At 60.3% G+C, this 17,994-nt stretch carries 16 protein-coding genes; 10 read left to right on the forward strand and 6 right to left on the reverse strand.

Annotation, left to right across the window (positions count from 1 at the left end; translation table 11 throughout):
• Positions 1 to 40 precede the first annotated feature (40 nt).
• Both QSV77_RS22365 and QSV77_RS22370 read left to right on the forward strand, forming a co-directional pair.
• The gene (locus QSV77_RS22365) at positions 41 to 2,389 is read left to right on the forward strand and encodes a polysaccharide biosynthesis tyrosine autokinase (RefSeq protein ID WP_142842488.1); all 2,349 of its coding nucleotides are present in this window, start codon (positions 41 to 43) and stop codon (positions 2,387 to 2,389) included.
• Positions 2,390 to 2,516: 127 nt separating this feature from the next.
• On the forward strand, positions 2,517 to 3,461 hold the full coding sequence (locus QSV77_RS22370; protein ID WP_302735093.1) for a glyoxylate/hydroxypyruvate reductase A: 945 nt from the start codon (positions 2,517 to 2,519) through the stop codon (positions 3,459 to 3,461).
• A gap of 23 nt (positions 3,462 to 3,484) precedes the next feature.
• On the opposite strand, the gene QSV77_RS22375 is transcribed toward QSV77_RS22370, so the two are convergent.
• Positions 3,485 to 6,460, reverse strand: a complete 2,976-nt coding sequence (locus QSV77_RS22375; RefSeq protein WP_302735094.1) for a PAS domain-containing protein — start codon at positions 6,458 to 6,460, stop codon at positions 3,485 to 3,487.
• A 133-nt stretch (positions 6,461 to 6,593) separates the two neighbouring features.
• Complete coding sequence (locus QSV77_RS22380; protein ID WP_302735302.1) at positions 6,594 to 6,935, reverse strand: hypothetical protein; 342 nt, start codon at positions 6,933 to 6,935, stop codon at positions 6,594 to 6,596.
• Between QSV77_RS22380 and QSV77_RS22385 the strand changes: the two genes are divergently transcribed.
• From QSV77_RS22385 to QSV77_RS22395, 3 genes are all read left to right on the forward strand, one after another.
• A complete protein-coding gene (locus QSV77_RS22385; protein ID WP_142842492.1) occupies positions 6,835 to 7,833 on the forward strand; it encodes an ABC transporter substrate-binding protein in 999 nt (332 codons plus the stop codon). The genes QSV77_RS22380 and QSV77_RS22385 overlap by 101 nt on opposite strands.
• A gap of 228 nt (positions 7,834 to 8,061) precedes the next feature.
• On the forward strand, positions 8,062 to 8,949 hold the full coding sequence (locus QSV77_RS22390) for a proline/glycine betaine ABC transporter permease (protein WP_302735095.1): 888 nt from the start codon (positions 8,062 to 8,064) through the stop codon (positions 8,947 to 8,949).
• Positions 8,942 to 10,003: a glycine betaine/L-proline ABC transporter ATP-binding protein gene (locus QSV77_RS22395; protein ID WP_269701579.1), complete on the forward strand. Its 1,062-nt coding sequence runs from the start codon at positions 8,942 to 8,944 to the stop codon at positions 10,001 to 10,003. The genes QSV77_RS22390 and QSV77_RS22395 overlap by 8 nt, the downstream gene beginning before the upstream one ends.
• Here QSV77_RS22395 and QSV77_RS22400 read toward each other — a convergent pair.
• Positions 9,995 to 11,224, reverse strand: coding sequence for a TIGR03862 family flavoprotein (locus QSV77_RS22400; RefSeq protein ID WP_302735096.1), 1,230 nt, complete (start codon positions 11,222 to 11,224; stop codon positions 9,995 to 9,997). The genes QSV77_RS22395 and QSV77_RS22400 overlap by 9 nt on opposite strands.
• Positions 11,225 to 11,291: 67 nt before the next feature.
• Here QSV77_RS22400 and QSV77_RS22405 point away from each other — a divergent pair, with 67 nt between their 5' ends.
• From QSV77_RS22405 to QSV77_RS22415, 3 genes are read left to right on the forward strand one after another with little or no spacing between them, the layout of a single operon-like run.
• Positions 11,292 to 11,879 carry a YigZ family protein gene (locus tag QSV77_RS22405; RefSeq protein WP_302735097.1) on the forward strand — a complete coding sequence of 196 codons (588 nt, stop codon included), beginning with the start codon at positions 11,292 to 11,294 and terminating at the stop codon, positions 11,877 to 11,879.
• A gap of 41 nt (positions 11,880 to 11,920) precedes the next feature.
• Complete coding sequence (locus QSV77_RS22410) at positions 11,921 to 12,589, forward strand: pseudouridine synthase (protein ID WP_302735098.1); 669 nt, start codon at positions 11,921 to 11,923, stop codon at positions 12,587 to 12,589.
• A gap of 8 nt (positions 12,590 to 12,597) precedes the next feature.
• Positions 12,598 to 13,224: a class I SAM-dependent methyltransferase gene (locus tag QSV77_RS22415; RefSeq protein WP_302735099.1), complete on the forward strand. Its 627-nt coding sequence runs from the start codon at positions 12,598 to 12,600 to the stop codon at positions 13,222 to 13,224.
• Here QSV77_RS22415 and QSV77_RS22420 read toward each other — a convergent pair whose 3' ends face one another.
• On the reverse strand, positions 13,225 to 13,410 hold the full coding sequence (locus tag QSV77_RS22420; RefSeq protein WP_065116289.1) for a hypothetical protein: 186 nt from the start codon (positions 13,408 to 13,410) through the stop codon (positions 13,225 to 13,227).
• A 183-nt stretch (positions 13,411 to 13,593) separates the two neighbouring features.
• On the opposite strand from QSV77_RS22420, the gene QSV77_RS22425 reads away from it, so the two are divergent.
• Positions 13,594 to 14,820, forward strand: a complete 1,227-nt coding sequence (locus QSV77_RS22425; RefSeq protein ID WP_302735100.1) for a PQQ-dependent sugar dehydrogenase — start codon at positions 13,594 to 13,596, stop codon at positions 14,818 to 14,820.
• Positions 14,821 to 14,922: 102 nt separating this feature from the next.
• Positions 14,923 to 15,939 (forward strand): DNA topoisomerase IB, encoded by a 1,017-nt coding sequence (locus QSV77_RS22430; RefSeq protein WP_302735101.1) that lies wholly within the window; start codon positions 14,923 to 14,925, stop codon positions 15,937 to 15,939.
• Between the two features lie 2 nt (positions 15,940 to 15,941).
• Here the strand turns inward: QSV77_RS22430 and QSV77_RS22435 are convergent, their stop codons facing one another.
• Both QSV77_RS22435 and QSV77_RS22440 read right to left on the reverse strand, forming a co-directional pair.
• On the reverse strand, positions 15,942 to 16,664 hold the full coding sequence (locus QSV77_RS22435) for a response regulator transcription factor (protein ID WP_262517580.1): 723 nt from the start codon (positions 16,662 to 16,664) through the stop codon (positions 15,942 to 15,944).
• Between the two features lies 1 nt (position 16,665).
• Positions 16,666 to 17,901 carry a GAF domain-containing sensor histidine kinase gene (locus tag QSV77_RS22440; RefSeq protein WP_302735102.1) on the reverse strand — a complete coding sequence of 412 codons (1,236 nt, stop codon included), beginning with the start codon at positions 17,899 to 17,901 and terminating at the stop codon, positions 16,666 to 16,668.
• Between the last annotated feature and the right edge of the window lie 93 nt (positions 17,902 to 17,994).

Genomic DNA, 17,994 nt, shown 5'->3' on the forward strand with positions numbered 1-17,994 from the left:
CGGCTTCCCGCGTACCATTTTTAATTCACAAGGTAGGTCCATGCACCACAAGACCTTTAAATCCAACATCGGTTTTCCGGAGTCCGGCAAGGATTCCGACACGTTTATCGACCTCGACCGCCTGTGGGCCGCCGTGGTGCGCCGTGCCAATGTCATTGCCGCTTCGGTCATCGCCGCCGTGGTTCTGGCCGGCCTTTATCTGGTGCTTGCGACCCCCGTTTACACCGCGATGACGCAGGTGCTGCTGGATGAAAGCCTTTCCCGTTATGCGGAAGAGGAATCACCGGTGCCCGCCGCGCAGATCGTCGACAACCGCATCGCCAGCGCCGTGGAAATCCTTAAATCCAAGGAAATGGCGCTGACCGTGGTCGACAAGGCCAAGCTCGATGAGAACGACATCATCGTCAATCCGCCGATGTCGCCGGTCGAGCTCGTCAAATCCTCCGTGCGCGGCGTGCTTGATCTCGTCCTGCCCGGCGACCCACCCGCATCCGAAGCCGCGATTCGCGCCGGACGCCGCGAAAAGGCGGCTGCCGTGCTGCAGCAGTCGCTGACGGTGGAACGCGTCGGCCGCAGCTCGGTCATCGCTATTTCCACCCGCTCGACCGACCGCCAGTTGGCCGCGCAGATCGCCAAGACTTATGCGCAGGCCTACCTCACAGAACAGCTGAACGCCAATTTCGACGCCAGCGAACGCGCCTCGGTATGGCTGCAGGAGCGCATGACCGACCTTAACCAGCGCGCCCAGGCGGCTGAACTGGCGGTGCAGAAATTCAAGTCGGACAATAACATCGTCTCCTCGCGCGGCGAGCTGATGTCGGAAGGCCAGCTTGCTGATCTGAACGGCCAGTTGATTGCCGCTCAGGCGGATGCCGCAACGGCCTCGGCCCGCTATAATCAGTATAAGTCGATTATCGACCGGGGACCTGACGTGGCTGTCGATAACGCCGTTGTTTCGGCACGCGACACCGACAATTCGGTTATTCAGGATCTTCGCAAGCGCTACATCACCATTTCTGACCGGCAGCAGGGCATCGTCCAGCAATTCGGCGCGGACCATCCGCAGGCCGTTGCGCTGGACGCCGAGAAGAAAGAGGTTTCGCGGCAGATCTATCAGGAACTGCAGCAGCTGACCGGCAGCCTGAAGAACGAGTACGACGTTGCCAATTCCCGCGTGCAGTCGCTGCGCGACAATATCGAAGGCGTTGCGGGCCGCAACTCGCAGGCCAATATCACCATGGTGCAATTGCGCGAGCTCGAGCAGCGCGCAACCGCACTGCGCACGCTTTACCAGTCCTATCTCGGCCGTTTCGAGGAGGCCTCGCAGAAGCAGTCGCTGCCGATCGCAAAGGCCCGCATCATCTCCGAAGCCGGTCTGCCGACCGCGCCGTCCAGTCCGAAAAAGACCATGACCATGGCGCTTTCGGTCATTCTCGGCCTGATGCTTGGCGGCGGTATCGCAGCACTTCTCGAGTTCCGCGACCGGTTTTTCCACACCGGCAACGATGTGCGCGACAATCTGCGCATGCGTTTTCTGGGCTACCTGCCGTTTATCGGCGAAAGGGGCGTGGAAACGGCAAAACCGGGCACCAGCGCCGCCACCCCCGGCGGCGAGAATGCTACGCTTGATGAAAGCGGCCAGGTCTCTTTCCAGAAGATGCTGCGCCTTGCGGTCGACAGCCCGCGCTCCAGCTTTGCGGAAACTCTGCGCAATGTGAAACTGACGGCGGATGTCGTCATTCAGGAACGCCAGTGCCGGGTCATCGGTGTCATTTCCTGCCTGCCGAACGAAGGCAAGTCGGTCGTGGCGCTTAATCTGGCCGGACTGATCGCCTCCACCGGCAAACGCACGCTGGTGGTGGATGCCGATATCCGCAATCCCGGCCTCAGCCGCATGCTGACCACACGGCAATCCGCCGGTCTGGTGGAAGTCGTCCTCGACGAGGTTCCGTGGACACAGGCCGTGAAGGTGGATACGCGCACGAAAATGGGCATCCTGCCGGTTTCTACCAGCAACCAGTTCGCCCATTCCAGCGAATTGCTGGCTTCTTCCGGCATGCGCAAGTTCATCGATCAGGCGCGTGAGGCCTGCGACTACATCATCGTCGACCTTGCACCCGTCGTCCCCGTCATCGACGCCAAGGCCTTTGCACCGCAGGTGGACGGTTTCGTCTTCGTCACCGAATGGGGCAAGACGCCGATCCAGATGGTGCAGAACCTGATGGCCAACGAACCGCAAATCGCCAACAAGACGCTGGGCATCGTGCTCAACAAGACCGACATGACGGAATTGCAGCGTTATGCCGGCCCGGGTGGCTCGGAGCATTATCACGAGAGCTTCTCGGCCTATTACGGCGACGCAAAGCCGCCGGTGAAGGAAAACGCCTGATAACAGAACGGCCCGGTTTCCCGGGCCGTTCCCATTCTATTTAAGTTTAGAACGACGGGCCTATGGCATTACCCTACAAAACTGCGCATTGATGGCGACAACGTCACAATCACGCAGGACCAGTTTCATGTCATCACCCATCGCCTTTGTTTCGCGGATGAATGCGGAAGCGGAGGCCGTCTGGAAGCACGCACTTCGTGCCGCCATGCCGCAGGAGGAAATCCTCTCCTTTTCCGAATTGACCAGCGAACAGAGAGGGGCCGTGGATTTCGCCATCGTCGCCAATCCTGATCCGGCCGACATTGCCGCATTGCCGGGCCTGACATGGATTCACAGTCTCTGGGCGGGCGTTGAGCGGCTGGTGCTGGAACTGGGCAACAAGGCGCCACCCATCGTCCGGCTGAAGGATCCGGAGCTTTCGCGCGTCATGGCCGAAGCCGTGCTGGCTTGGACCTATTATCTGCAACGCGACATGCCGGCCTATCGCGACAACCAGCAGAAGGCGCTCTGGCAGGAATTCGACTATCGCCATCCGCGCGAGATGACCATCGGCCTTCTCGGCCTCGGTGCGCTTGGCACCGCTGCTGCGGAACGCCTAAGCCATGCGGGTTTCAACGTTGCGGGCTGGAGCCGCTCGGCCAAGGCGATCGACGGCGTGGAAACGCTGACCGGCGATGACGGGCTGCAGGCACTGCTGGAAAAAAGCGACATTCTCGTCTGCCTCGTGCCGCTCACCGATGCCACACGCGGCCTTCTCGATGCCGGCCGTCTTGCCGTGATGAAAAACGGCGCAGCGCTCATCAACTTCGCCCGCGGCGCGGTCATCATTGCCGAAGACCTGATTGCGGCGCTCGATTCCGGCAGGCTTTCACATGCCGTGCTCGATGTTTTCGAGCAGGAACCATTGCCCGCCTCTTCCGCCTTCTGGCAGCACCCGAAAGTCACCGTCCTGCCGCACATTTCCGCGCCGACAAGCCGCGAAAGTTCAGCCCGGATCGTTGCCAGCAATGTTCGCACATGGCGCGAAACAGGTGCGCTGCCGGAAACGGTCGATATGGCGCGTGGTTACTGACCCCGCAAAAAACGACAGGCGGCCTATTCGGCCGCCACCGTTCCGCCCGCATGGGCCAATTCGACAGCCGAGATGATCTGCTGTTCGTCATAGGGCTTGGTCAGCAGTACCGCATTTTCCGGCGCACCTTCGGGCAGATGGCTATCACCCGTCGCAAAAACCACGGCCAGGCCCGGTTTGCGGCGCAGGGCCTCCACCGCCAGTTCGCCGCCCTTCATGTCTGGCAGGCCGATATCTGTGACGAGAACGTCAATATGTTCCGCTTCGACCACCTTCAGCGCCTGTGCCGCATTTCCGGCCTCAATGACGATAAAGCCACTATCGGACAGCATCTCCAACGAATTCATGCGGATCAATTCGTCGTCCTCGACCAGAAGGACGCGTATCGCGCTGTTTTTATTTTTCGAGGGTCGCGCAGCTTCGGCTGGCTTTGAATGACCTGGCGCAGATGCCGCCCGTGCCTTCGACGACGAAACCTGCTTGCGATTGGCGATGACGTGGCGGATGCGCCGCGCCAGCGCTTCGCGCGTATAGGGCTTGGAGAGAAGTTCCACCCCGGCATCCAGCTTGCCGCCATGCACGATGGAATTTTCCGTATAACCCGAGGTAAAGAGAACGGCGAGATTGGGCAGTCGCTCCTGTGCGCGGCGCGCCATTTCCCGGCTTTTCAAAGGCCCCGGCATAACCACATCGGTGAAGATGACATCGATCGGGATGCCGCTTTCCACCACCGTCAGACCCGCCTGCGCATCGCGGGCGGTGAGTACACGGTAACCGAGATCGCTCAGCGTCTCGACAACGGTGCTGCGCACCTCTTCATCATCCTCAACGACAAGGATGGTTTCCGTCCCGCCCTCGACGGGACCGGTATGCACCACCACTTCACGGTCTTCGTCGGCAGCCGAGCGCGGCAGATACATCTTGACCGTCGTGCCCTGCCCCAGCTCACTGTAGATATTGACGTGGCCACTGGACTGTTTCGCAAAACCATAGACCATGGAAAGGCCAAGGCCAGTGCCCTTGCCCTCCGGTTTGGTGGAAAAGAACGGCTCGAAGACCTTTTCCAGAATTTCCGGCGACATGCCGGAGCCGGTGTCGGTGACGGCGAGCATGACATATTGACCCGCCGAAACCTCCGAATGTTTGCGGGCATAATCACGATCGAGAACCGCATTGCCGACCTCGATCGTCAGCTTGCCGTGCCCTTCCATGGCATCGCGCGCATTGATCGCCAGGTTGAGCAGCGCATTTTCCACCTGGTTGGGGTCGGCATAGGTGTTCCACAGACCACCGGAGGTGATGACCTCCACCTCGATCGCCTCGCCGAGTGAACGACGCAGCAGATCATCCATGCCAGTGACAAAACGGGCGATGTTGATGACACGCGGTTCCAGCGCCTGACGCCGCCCGAAGGCCAGAAGCTGGCTGGCGAGCTTTGCGCCACGATGGACGCCGGCAAGCGCGTTTTCCAGCCGCCGCTCGGCCCGCTCATTGCCAATCACATCCTTCGACAGCAATTGCAGATTGCCCGCAATCACCTGAAGCAGATTGTTGAAATCATGCGCCACGCCGCCGGTCAGCTGACCGATGGATTCCATTTTCTGCGCCTGCTGCAAGGCTCTTTCGGTCTGGCGACGTTCGGCCATTTCCGTTTCGACGCGGGCTTCGAGGCCTTCGTTCAACTGGCGAAGCTGCTCTTCCGCCCGGATGCGATGGCGTATCTCGCGCTCGAGATTGCTGGCATGTTCCTTGAGGGTATTTTCCGCCCGTCGCTGTTCGGTAATATCGGTGTGGACACCCACCCATTCGGCAATGGCACCGGCCTTGTCGAAAATCGGCACGCCGCGGATCGCAAAGGTGCGGTAGACGCCGTCATGACGGCGCACGCGATGTTCCCACACGTAGGTGGCCCTGGCGGAGACCGCTTTTTTCCAGCTTTCGAGTGAATGTTCGCGGTCTTCAGGATGAACCGCCTCAACCCAGCCCGCACCCTGATATTCCTCGAAGCTCTGGCCGGTCAGCGCGCCCCAGGCGGGCTGCTCCCCCAGCATCCTGCCATCGGCGCTATTGGTCCACAGCACGCCATGCACGGCATCCACCGCCGCACGGAAGCGATTGTTGCTGAGCAGGATTTCCTGCTCGGACCGCTTGCGGTCCTCGATATCGATGATCAGTACATAGATGCCGTCGATCGAGCCATCGGCGATGTAGCGCGGAATATAACGGATTTCAGCAGCGCGGGTGGTGCCGTCCGGTCTGCGGATCGAGGTATCGGAAACAATCTTTTCACCGGCAAGCGCCCGGTCGAGATAGGCCCGTCGCGCCTCGAAAAACGCCTCGCCGACGATTTCGGGAACGCTGCGGCCAATCACCTCGTCGGCGCTGCGGCCGAACCATTCCAGATAACCGTCATTGGCGAATTTATATACATAATCGCGATCGACATATCCCACCAGGATCGGCAGGGCGTTGGTAAGCCGGCTCAGTTCCTTGCGGCTCTGTTCCAGCGCCTCCACCGCCTTCACCTTGTCGGTGTTTTCAAGCACGGTGCATAAAACACCGTCCACCGACCCGCCCTCATTATAGATCGGCGTGTAAAACAGGTCGAAGATGACCTCTTCCGGCAGACCATTGCGCATCAGCGTCATCGGCTGGTCACGATAGGCCATGACCTCGCCGCGGAAGCCGGCTTCCAGAATGCGGCTGTTCCAGTCCCATATTTCCGGCCAGATGCCAGGCACGGTTTGTCCCAGCGCCCGCGGGTGATAGTTGCCCGCGATCTCCGCATAACCGTCATTATAGATCATCACATGATCCGCACCCCACATCAGCACCTGCGGAATGGGAGAATTAACGACGGAATTGGCTTTTTGCCTCAGATTTTGCGGCCAGTCGCAGATAGGCCCGAGCGATGTCTTCGACCAGTCGAAGCGGCGCACAAGTTCGCCCGTTTCACCGCCACCGATCGGCCATACCGGGGCAGCACGAAGATTGGTCATTCACATCACCACAAAAACCGAGAGGAAATCTCCCGTAATACACAACCGGATAAAAGTCCAAGAAAACAAAAACTTCCATTTATTGTTCCCGGCTTTTCGAAATTTCGGAAAAGTTCCATTTTTTTACACCACGTCAGCCGGTGCATCCGGCGAGGCTGCGGAACATCGCCGCCCGATGTCGCAAATTTAGCACCTGCACCCGCCGCAGCAGGCATTTGCCGGGCAATTGATTGACAATTGCCATCCTCAATACGCCAGAAATTGCCGCAAACGGGATGGCAACAGAGCAATTATTAACGCTCAATACGCGTGCTGACGGTCGCGGTGCCGTTTGCACGCGGGTCTTCGCCACACCGCGACCAGAGGGAACAACAATGAAAATACTTTTGGGTGCCACAATACTTTCCGCCGGCTTCGCCTTTTCAGGCGGCGTAGCCTTTGCCGCCGACTGTGGAAACGTGACTATTGCCAGCATGAACTGGCAATCCGCCGAAGTCGCCGCCAATCTCGATAAATTCATTCTTGAAAATGGCTATGGATGCTCCGCCGAAATCGTCACCGGCGACACCGTACCAACCCTGACCTCCATGGCCGAAAAGGGCCAGCCGGACATCGCCCCCGAAGCCTGGGTCAGCCTGCAGCCGGAAATCGTCAAGCAGGGGCTCGAAGGCGGCAAGGTTGTCGCAGCCGCCAAGATCCTGTCGGATGGCGCCGTCCAGGGCTGGTGGATTCCGAAATATCTGGCCGACGCCAATCCCGATCTCAAGACCATTCCAGACCTCTTCAAGCATCCCGAACTCTTCCCCTCCCCCGAAGACAAGGCGAAGGGCGCCGTCTATAACGGCCCGCAGGGCTGGGGCGGCACGGTTGTCACCGCGCAATTGTTCAAGGCGTTCGGCGGTGAAAAGGCCGGCTTCACCCTCATCGATACGGGTTCTGCCGCCGGTCTCGACGGCTCCATCGCCAAGGCTTATGAAGCCAAGCAGCCATGGGTCGGTTATTATTGGGCGCCAACCTCGCTGCTCGGCAAATATGAGATGGTGAAGCTGGGTTTCGGCACGGAATATGATGCGGCCGAATGGAAACGCTGCACTTCGATTGCCGACTGTGCAGACCCCAAGCCGAACGCCTGGCAGGTGGACGATGTCCAGACGCTGGTCAGCAAGACTTTTGCCGACCGTGCCGGCCCGGCCATGGACTATCTGAACAAGCGCGCCTGGACCAACGCTACTGTCAACAAGCTGATTGCCTGGATGACCGACAATCAGGCGACCGGCGAAGATGGTGCCAAGCAATTCCTGAAGGAAAACGAAGCGCTCTGGACGGGCTGGGTGTCTCCTGAAGTCGCACAAAAGGTCAAGGCCGCCCTTTAAGGTCGGCCCGGCATATCTGCCCGGCAACCGGCGTCCGCCAGAGGCGGCGCCGAACCACATCGATGACTGAAAACCAGACGGTTCTCAAAAAAGCACGATGCGCCGGTTCCACAGGAATAGAGCGTCCCGCCTGGCGTCACGGACGATGCGGGCAGCGCTCTGGCGATTTTACTCCCGGAGCGCAAAGGATATTGATCCCCGCCTCCGGTTCGTCATGGAGAACAGGATATGGAATGGCTTTTCAAATTTCCGGCCATGAATGACGATGCCCTGCGTGCGCTGAAAAAAGTCATCGACGAAGGGTTCCGGGCATTTACCCGAACCTATGGCAGCGCGATAGAGGGGCTGTTCACGCCCCTTCAGAGCTTCCTCATCTGGGCGGAAAGGCTTTTGATCGGCGCACCCTGGCCGGTCGTTATTCTTATTGTCGGTGTGCTCGCCTGGTTCGCCAGCCGCAGCGCCACCATTGTTGCCCTCTGTTGCGGCATTCTCTTCGCCATCGGCTGGTTCGGCATGTGGGAAGACACGATGAAGACTATTTCGATGATCTTTGTCTGCGCCGCGCTGTCCATCGTCATCGGCCTGCCGATCGGCATCGCCATGGCGCGCTCCAACCGCCTGCAGAACGTGGTCAATCCCGTTCTCGACGTGATGCAGACGATGCCGAGTTTCGTCTATCTCATTCCCGTCGTCATGCTGCTCGGCATCGGCCGCGTGCCCGGTGTCATCGCCGTCGTCATTTACGCCATTCCGCCGATGATCCGGCTCACCAATCTCGGCATCCGCATGGTCGACCGTGACGTGCTGGAGGCGGCGGACGCTTTCGGTTCTTCGAAGCGCCAGAAGCTTTTCAAGGTGCAGCTGCCGCTGGCGCTGCCCACCATCATGGCCGGTATCAACCAGACCATCATGATGGCGCTTGCCATGGTCGTCATCGCCTCCATGATCGGCGTGCAGGGCCTCGGCCAGCCGGTGCTGAAGGCCATCGCCAACCAGTATTTCACGCTCGGCGTATTCAACGGGCTTGCCATTGTCGGCATCGCCATCATCTTCGACCGCATCAGCCAGGCCTATGGCCTCCGTCTGCAAAAACACCGGGAAGTGGCGCATGGCTAGTCAATCGATCGAAATTCGAAGCCTCTATAAGATTTTCGGCTCCAAGGCGGCGGACTATGTCGAACCCGTCAAGGCCGGCATGTCCAAAACGGAACTCAACGCCAAACATGGCCATGTGCTCGGCCTGCGTGATATCAACATCACCATGCCGGGCGGACAGATCACCGTCATCATGGGCCTTTCCGGCTCCGGCAAATCGACGCTGATCCGCCACGTCAACCGGCTGATCGACCCGACGGCCGGCGAAATCCTCTACGGCGGAACCGATGTCTGTCGCCTGAACGAAGCGGAACTCCTGGAATTCCGCCGCCACAAGACGGCGATGGTGTTCCAGAAATTCGGCCTCCTGCCACATCGCAACGTGCTGCAGAATGTCGTCTACGGTCTTGAAGTGCAGGGCATCGACAAGCGCGAGCGGGAAGAGCGCGCCGAAGTCTGGATCCGGCGCGTGGGGCTGGAGGGATTTTCCAGCCATTATCCGAACCAGCTTTCCGGCGGCATGCAGCAGCGTGTGGGTCTCGCCCGGGCGCTGACCAACAATGCCGAAATTCTGCTGATGGACGAAGCCTATTCGGCGCTCGATCCGCTCATCCGCGTCGACATGCAGACGGTACTGCTGGAGTTGCAGAAGGAATTGAAGAAAACCGTTGTCTTCATCACCCACGATCTCGATGAAGCGCTGCGGCTGGGCGACAAGATCGCCATTCTGCGTGACGGCGAAATCATCCAGCAGGGCACGGCGGCCGAAATCGTCATGTCGCCGGCCGACAGCTATATCGAGGCCTTTGTGGAAGAGGTCAATCGCGGCAGGGTCATCCGCCTCGGCGCAATTGTCCAGCCGGAGTTCTCCGGCCAGTCGCGGCTTCAGCTCGATGCGGACATGACCGTTGAAGAAGGCCTGCGCGCCCTCGTGCGGGAAAATGTCGGCAGCGCTGTGGTCGTTGGGGAAAACGGCAAGGTGCTTGGCTCCGTTACCACGGATGCCATCATGCGCTGCCTTGTCAGGACTGCCTCCGGCGAGGAAGCGGGGATGGCGGAACGGCTGTCAGGCTGAGCTTTCAAACCACCTGGCCATTCCATTCGCCGCCGCCTTGCCGGTGGCGAAACAGGCGGTCAGCAGGTAACCGCCGGTCGGCGCTTCCCAGTCCAGCATTTCCCCGGCAGCGAATATGCCGGGGAGCTTTTGCAGCATGTAATTTTCATCGAGGCCACCCCAGGCGATACCGCCTGCCGATGAAATCGCCTCGGCGATCGACCTCGGTCTCAGAAGCGGTATTTCCGCATGTTTCATTCTCGCTGCGACGAAATCATCCGGCATGGCCGCTATATCGGGAAAGATGTCCCGCAGCAGCCCGACCTTGACGGCGGAGAGACCAGCCGCCTTGCGCATGCGGTTTGCAAAACTCTCCTTCCGTCCGAGCTTCGCCAGATCCCGGCTGAGGCGTTCCACCGTACGTCCGGGGGCAAGATCAACGGTGAGCGAGGCCTTGCCCCCCTGTTCCAGCCGGTCGCGCAGGGCGGCGGAATGGGCATAAACCACGCTACCCTCAATGCCGTGTTTCGTGATCACAAACTCGCCCTGAAACGCTCCGGCAGGCGAAATGGTGATGGTGGATTTCACCGCCTCACCGGCAAAACGCTGGCGGAAGACATCGCTCCATTCAACGTCGAATCCGCAATTGGCGGGACGGAACGGAGAAAACTCCACGCCTTTGGCCACCAGCGCCGGAACCCAGGCGGCATCGGACCCAAGACGCGGCCAGCTTGCGCCGCCGAGCGCCAGAAGCACGGCATCGGCCTTAACTTCAACCGCGCCTGCCGACGTCTCAAAAACCAGTTGATCGCCGGAAAAGCCTGTCCAGCGATGCCGTGTCCTGATGGTAACCCCTTGCGCTTCCAGCCGGGCGAGCCAGGCGCGCAGCAACGGCGAGGCTTTCATGGCCTTTGGGAACACCCGGCCCGATGTGCCGACAAAAGTCTCCTGCCCCAACCCATGCGCCCAGTCACGCAGCATGCCAGGCGTGAAATCATCGAGAGCGGCGCGCAGCGTCGGTTCGGCATCGCCAAAACGATGGCGGAAACTGTCGTAATCTTCGGCATGGGTGATGTTGAGGCCGGATTTTCCAGCCATCAGCAATTTACGCGCCACGGTTGGCATCGCCTCGAACACTGTCACGGTGTGGCCTGCGGCCGAGAGCATTTCGGCCGCCATCAGCCCCGCCGGCCCACCGCCAACAATCGCGACCTGCCTCGCCTTTGCCAAAACCCTCTCCATCACCATCTTCGCCATTGAGAGCCTTATACCGATTTCCGTATGTGAATATATGCGATATTGAACCGCCATGTTCACGCTCGACCACCCCGTTACCTTTTCACAGGATATCAAGAAAAGCCGCTTCATCGCCTTTGCCGCGCCGATAACCGGCGAGGAAGATGCAAAAAACTTCCTCGTGGCGCATTCGGACCTTGATGCCAACCACAATTGCTGGGCGTGGCGCACCGGTCAGACCTATCGTTTCAGCGATGACGGCGAACCCTCGGGGACGGCTGGGAAGCCGATCCTTCAAGCCATTGACGGCCAACAGCTGGATAATGTCGCCGTTCTCGTCATCCGCTGGTTCGGCGGCATCCTGCTCGGCAGCGGCGGCCTGATGCGCGCCTATGGCGGCACGGCGGCAGCCTGCCTTCGCCTTGGTGAGACCTCGCCGGTCATCGCCTATGTCAGTGCCACGCTGAGCTGCCCCTTCTCCGATCTGGCGCTCGTAAAATCCCGCCTTGCCGCCACGCAGAACCTGCGGCTGGAGAGGGAAGACTTCACCGGCACCGGTGCGGATATGTTGCTCTCGGTTCCGGCCGAGGAAGCCGAACGGCTCACCCGGCTTTTAAGCGACCTGACCAGCGGGCGCGTCAATCTCCACATTCCCGACTAAGCACGCCTGTCCGAATGCGAGATTCGTGCTAAGGAAGCGCCATGTCATCTGAGCTTTCCAACCCCGTCTACAATCCGCCGCTCGAGCCCTGGCTCACCATTGTCCACCGGGATGATGATCTGCTGGTGCTGGACAAGCCGAGCGGGCTTCTATCCGTGCCCGGGCGTGATCCGGCGCTCTTCGATAGCCTGATGACGCGGGTGCAGAAGCAGTTTCCGAAAGCGCTGATGATCAACCGGCTGGACAAGGACACATCGGGCATCGTGCTGATGTCGTTGAACCGCAGGGCCCATGCCGCCATCGCCGCCCAGTTCGAGAACCGTGAGACGCGTAAATCCTATGTGGCCGTCGTCTGGGGTACGGTCGCGGATGAAGCGGGCGAGGTGGACCTGCCGCTGGCGATCGATCCCGATAACAAGCCGCGCCACCGCGTGGACCACGAAAATGGCAAGCCGGCGCAAAGCCTGTGGCGGGTGCTGGAACGATTGCCGCTTCCGGCAACCCGGCTGGCACTCACGCCCCTCACCGGTCGCACCCACCAGTTGCGGGTACATATGAAGGCGCTCGGCCATCCGATTCTCGGCGATGAATTTTATGCCGATGGCGAGGCGCTCGCGGCCGCGCCACGCCTGATGTTGCATGCGCAGGAGGTCGGCTTCCGCCATCCCGATGGCCGTGACGTCACCTATACCGTGCCCTGCCCGTTCTGAGGCCTGCGATGAAAGAACAAGACGAAAGCTTCGTGGTGGATTTTGTCGGTGGTGCGGTCGGGCACCGGTTCCGCTCCGGCGAGGGGCGCGGGCAGGCCCTGCCCAAAGCCGCCGGCTTTACCAAGGGCCGCACGCCAAAAATCGTCGATGCCACGGCGGGGCTGGGGCGAGATGCCTTCCTGCTTGCCTCGCTCGGGGCGGAGGTTACCCTAATCGAACGCTCACCGGGCATGCACACCCATCTGGCGGACGGTATTCGCCGCGCCCTTGAAGCGGGCGGCGCCTATGCCGAGGCAGCTGCGCGCATGACGCTGCTGCAGGGCGATTCACGCCAGCTGTTGCAAGAACTGTCACCCGAGGTGGTGATCGTCGATCCCATGCATCCGCCGCGCCACAACACGGCGCTGGTGAAAAAAGAGATGCGGGTGCTGAGAGAACTGGTGGGTTCCGATCCCGATCAGGTGGAACTGATGGAGGCGGCGCTTGAACATGCAACGAAGCGGGTGGTTCTGAAATGGCCGCTGCGCGCCGATCCGATGCCGGGCATTCGCAAGCCGTCGCATCAGATAATGGGCAAGAACACCCGTTATGATGTCTTCATGATCTTCGGAAAATCTCTCGATCCCGAGGAATGATCAGCGGAAGCTCGGCTTGCGCTGCGCATTCATCAAAAGCTCGTGCCGCGAGGCGAACTCACCGAACAGCTTTCTGAGCCTCGTCTCCTCCGCCTTGTCCAGCCGGTAACGGCGGCAGAATTCCGCGACGTTCAGGATTGGCTTGGTTCTGTTCCCGTTTATTGTCTTGTTGTCGATGATTTGCATGGCGTCCTCCGTCTGACAGAGGCCAAACGTGACGGCGGGCTTCCGGTTCCCTATCAATTCGCATGGATGAGAAAAGGGCGTGCGACAGTACACGACCTCATCAAGTTTTCTTGAAACTCTCGCAGGAAACGAAATCCTCCCCAAATGGTTCTCTGCCTGACGTAAACGAAGGAAGGGAGACCCATGTTCCACAACAACCGATTTCTGAGTTCGACGATCTTATGCGCGCTGCTTGCCGTGCCGCTTGCTGGCACTGCCCACGCCCAGACCGCCCCGGCTGCCGAAACGAAACGGCCAAATGCGCCGGATCAGAAACCGGCTTTTGAGGGCCAGACGCGCGCGCCGCAGGCCGCCGCCCAGCCGAACATTGAAAAAACCATCGTCGCCGAGGGTATGCCGCATCTCTGGTCGATGGAATTCCTGCCCGATGGCCGCATGATCGTCGCCGCCAAGGAAGGCGCCATGCATATCGTCGCTGATGGCAAGGCAGGCCCCGCGATAGAGGGTGTGCCTGAGGTGGCATCCGCTGGACAGGGTGGTCTCCTCGACATCGCGCTGGCTCCCGATTTCGAGACATCGCGTAAAATCTTCTTTTCCTTCTCCGAACCACGGGATGGCGGCAACGGCACCTCCGTCGCCTCAGCCAAGCTGACCGAAGATGGCGGTGCGGCAAAACTGGAAGATGTCTCGGTGATTTTCCGCCAGATGCCCACCTATGACGGCGACAAGCATTTCGGCTCGCGCCTCGTCTTTGGGGCGAACAACGAGCTTTACGTCACCGTCGGCGAACGTTCGGATGCCACACCGCGCGTTCAGGCCCAGGATCTGTCGAGTGGCCTTGGCAAGGTTTTCCGCATTGATGCCGAAGGCAAGGCTTTCGAGGGCAACCCCTTCGCCGGCCAGCAGAATGCGCTGCCGGAAATCTGGAGCTATGGCCACCGCAACCTGCAGGCCGCAGCACTTGATGGAGAGGGCAGGCTCTGGACCGTGGAACATGGCCCGAAGGGCGGCGATGAGCTGAACATGCCGAAAGCGGGCCTCAATTACGGCTGGCCGGTCATCACCTACGGCGTCGAATATAGCGGCCGGTCGGTTGGCGAAGGCGCCACCGCCAAGGAAGGCATGGAACAGCCGGTCTATTATTGGGACCCCGTCATCGGCCCTTCCGGCATGGCCTATTATGGCGGCGACCAGATTCCCGAATGGAAGGGCGCCTTCATTATCGGTGGTCTGGTGAGCCAGGGTCTCGTCATCCTGCATATCGATGGCGACAAGGTCGCGACCGAAAGCCGGCTACCGCTCGAAGCGCGCATCCGCGACGTCAAGATCGGGCCGGATGGCGCAGTTTATGCCGTAACCGAACAGCGGGGCGGCAACTCGCAGATTCTCCGGATTGCCAAAGCCAGCTGAAAAACGATCGGCTGCAAAAACTGATGATCAAAGCAACAGGCCGCCGGAACGAAGGCGGCCTGTTTTTCGTTTGCCGCAGCGTGAAACCTGCCGGAAAAAACCATGCCACAACCGCCCACCCGCCTTCTTGCCAAAATCGGACTTGCCTATGTCAACGATCAGGAACCGGGGATAGCCCGCGAAAGGCGCGGGCGCGGTTTCTGCTACCGGCTGCCGGGCGGTGAACTTCTCTCCGACGGTATCGAACTGAAGCGCATCAAATCGCTCGGCGTGCCGCCAGCCTACCGGGACGTGTGGATATGCATTGATCCATCAGGACATTTACAGGCCACCGGCTTTGATGCGCGTGGGCGAAAACAATATCGGTATCATCCCGACTGGCATGCGCTGCGTGGTGAGACGAAATTCTTCCAGCTCAAGAGTTTCGGCAAGGCGTTGCCCGCCATTCGTCGCCGCGCGATGGCCGATATTGGCAAGCAGGACCATGGGGAAGAGATGACGCTGGCAGCGCTCACCCTCCTTCTTGACGCCGCTTATCTGCGCGTCGGCAACCGCTCCTATCTCGAAACCAACGGCACCTATGGCGCGACGACCCTGCTCAAACGGCACGTCTCCTTCGGTGAAACCATCGAATTGCGCTTCGCCGCCAAGGGCGGGCAAAAAGTGAAACGGCAACTGCGCCACCCTCGCCTTCAGAAAATCCTCGAGGAAATTGCCGATCTGCCCGGCAAGGAGCTCTTCGTCTGGCAGGATAGCGAAAACCGGGTGCATTCCGTCGATTCCAGCGATCTCAACGCTTACCTCTCTCGCACCGGCGGAGCCGGTATTTCCGCCAAGACCTTCCGCACCTGGGGCGGCACGCTTGCAGCCTTCTGCGATGCGATGGAGCATGTGGCGGCAGGGGGAAAACCAAGCATAAAGGGCATGTGTCAGGCAGCGGCGACGGAGCTTTCCAATACCCCTGCCATCTGCCGCAAAAGCTACGTGCACCCTGCCGTCCTTGAGATTGCGACGGAGGAAAAGGCACAGAAAAAGCTTGGCCGCATTTTGAAAGTCGGGGCAAAGCCCGTCTCCGGCCTCAGGGCGGATGAAAGACGGCTGCTTGCCTTCCTGCCATAAACTCAGCGGCTTGCCGCCCATTCCGCCAGTTCCCGCTCGGCCCTTTCCAGCGCGCTGTAATTCAAAAGCTTGCGCAGGAATGCCACCGTGACGGCGCGGGTTCGAAGATTATACCGGCCTTCCGCATCGTCATCACCCGGCGCCTGATGCACGTTCAGCTTTTCATAGAGGCTTTGCAGCCGGTTCTGCACGCTGCGCAGCGACAGATTGCGGCGGCGCGCAATTGCCTTGTCGGTGAGGCCGAGCGCGACATCGACAAGGATTTCATATTCGGAATCGGTAAAACCATGCGCCTTGCCGAGGCTCTTTTCCTGCAGGCCGCGCACTTCCCGGTCGATCACGCATTGCGCCTCGATGAAGATGCTGCGCAGGGCCAGCCGTAACCGGTCATCGGAGGCCGATTTCAGCACGTAGCCATAGGCCGCACCTTCCGGCACGATGCGGGAAACCCCGCGCACATAGGCCTCATCAGAATAGTTGGACCAGAACAGGATGCGGGTATCCGGCCTCTCCTTCCAGATGGTGCGCGCCGCCTCGATGCCGTTGCGCTCGTTCATCTGCAAATCCATGACGATATGGGCGGCCCGGTTCTCCCGCGCCAGCTTTTCGCCGGTTCTGCCGTTGGCTGCTTCCAGTACCTTGTCGCATTCCGGCAGGGCGGCACGCACGGCCTCATTCAGATAGGCGCGGTGCAGCGCATCGTCTTCAACGATCAGCACATCCATGTCACACATCCTCCCGCCGGTCGAAAGCGCTTTCCGGCAGCGTCACGGTAATGCGGGTTCCAGCTCCCGCGCCGTTGCCGCCGATATCGAACCGCGCTGAAATCAGCCGCGCCCGCGTCTTCATGTTGCCGATGCCGAGACCGCCGGAGGCCCCACCACCACCGCCGCCGCTGCCGTCATCACTGACAGTCACCCGCAACCCGCCATCGACGGAGGAAAGCGTCACGGCAATGGTTTCCGGCTGGGCATGGCGAATGGCGTTATTGACCGCCTCCTGCACGATGCGGAACAACGAGATGGCCACCGTCTTGTCGAGCGTTTCCACCAGCCCGTCGGTCTTATCGGTTACCGACCATTCAATCACATATCCGCTGTCACGAACGGAGCGGTCGACATAGGTCTCGATGGCCTGCACGACGCCGAACAATTGTAGAATGGAGGGTTTCGCCTCCTCGATGATCTCGCGCAGGTCCTGCATGCAGTGCTGCAGGCTACGCACCACCGGCTCCAGCATCTCGCCCGAAACGTCGGCGGCATGGCTCATGCGTTCGATACGCCGCGCCAGCCGTGTGAGATCCGCCAGCGTCTGGTCGTGCAAATCCATGCCAATGCGCTGCCGCTCGGCCTCCAGCGCCTCGGTCAATTGCAGGGCGCCCAGCCGCAGGCCCTCTTCGCGGGCATTGGCGCGCGCCTCCTCGATGGCAGACCTTTTCGCCTGCTCGGCGGCGCGGATGGCGTAGAAATAGGGCGCCAGCAAATCCGCAACCGCGCGGGCATTGGCGACATCCTCCACCGTATAGGCATCCGACTGATGTGAGGAACAGCTGAGCGCGCCGATGATATCGCCATGCACCTTCATCGGCACATGCAGGCGGCTATGCAGGCCAAGTTCGATGATCGGGCTTGAAAACGAGCCTTCGAAATGAAAGCGCGGATCGGCGCAGGCATCGCCGCTCAAAAGATATTCGACCGCACCTGACAGCAGGGACCGGATCGGACTGCCGGTCAACAGCGCAGGCGGCTGCCGGCTCCAAGCGCTGACCAGACCGCTCTCATAGGCAATATGGTATTTGTCATCCAGCTGCTTGATGCAGACATCCATATGGTCATGCGGGATGATATGGCTGATCTCTGTCGCAACCGCCTGAATGATGGCATTGAATTCCAGCTGCCCGGCAAGCAGCCGCGAAATGCCCATATAGTGATGAAAGAGCGCGCTTTTCGGCGTATCCAGCATGTGCGGACGCCCTCCCAAGCGTCTGCCTTCGACCATTGCGGCTGAGATGACCCGTCACAACGCCGCATCATCCATTCTGCGCCGGGCAAGGCC

Source organism: Agrobacterium sp. V1, assembly GCF_030518355.1.
Classification (GTDB): domain Bacteria; phylum Pseudomonadota; class Alphaproteobacteria; order Rhizobiales; family Rhizobiaceae; genus Agrobacterium; species Agrobacterium cucumeris.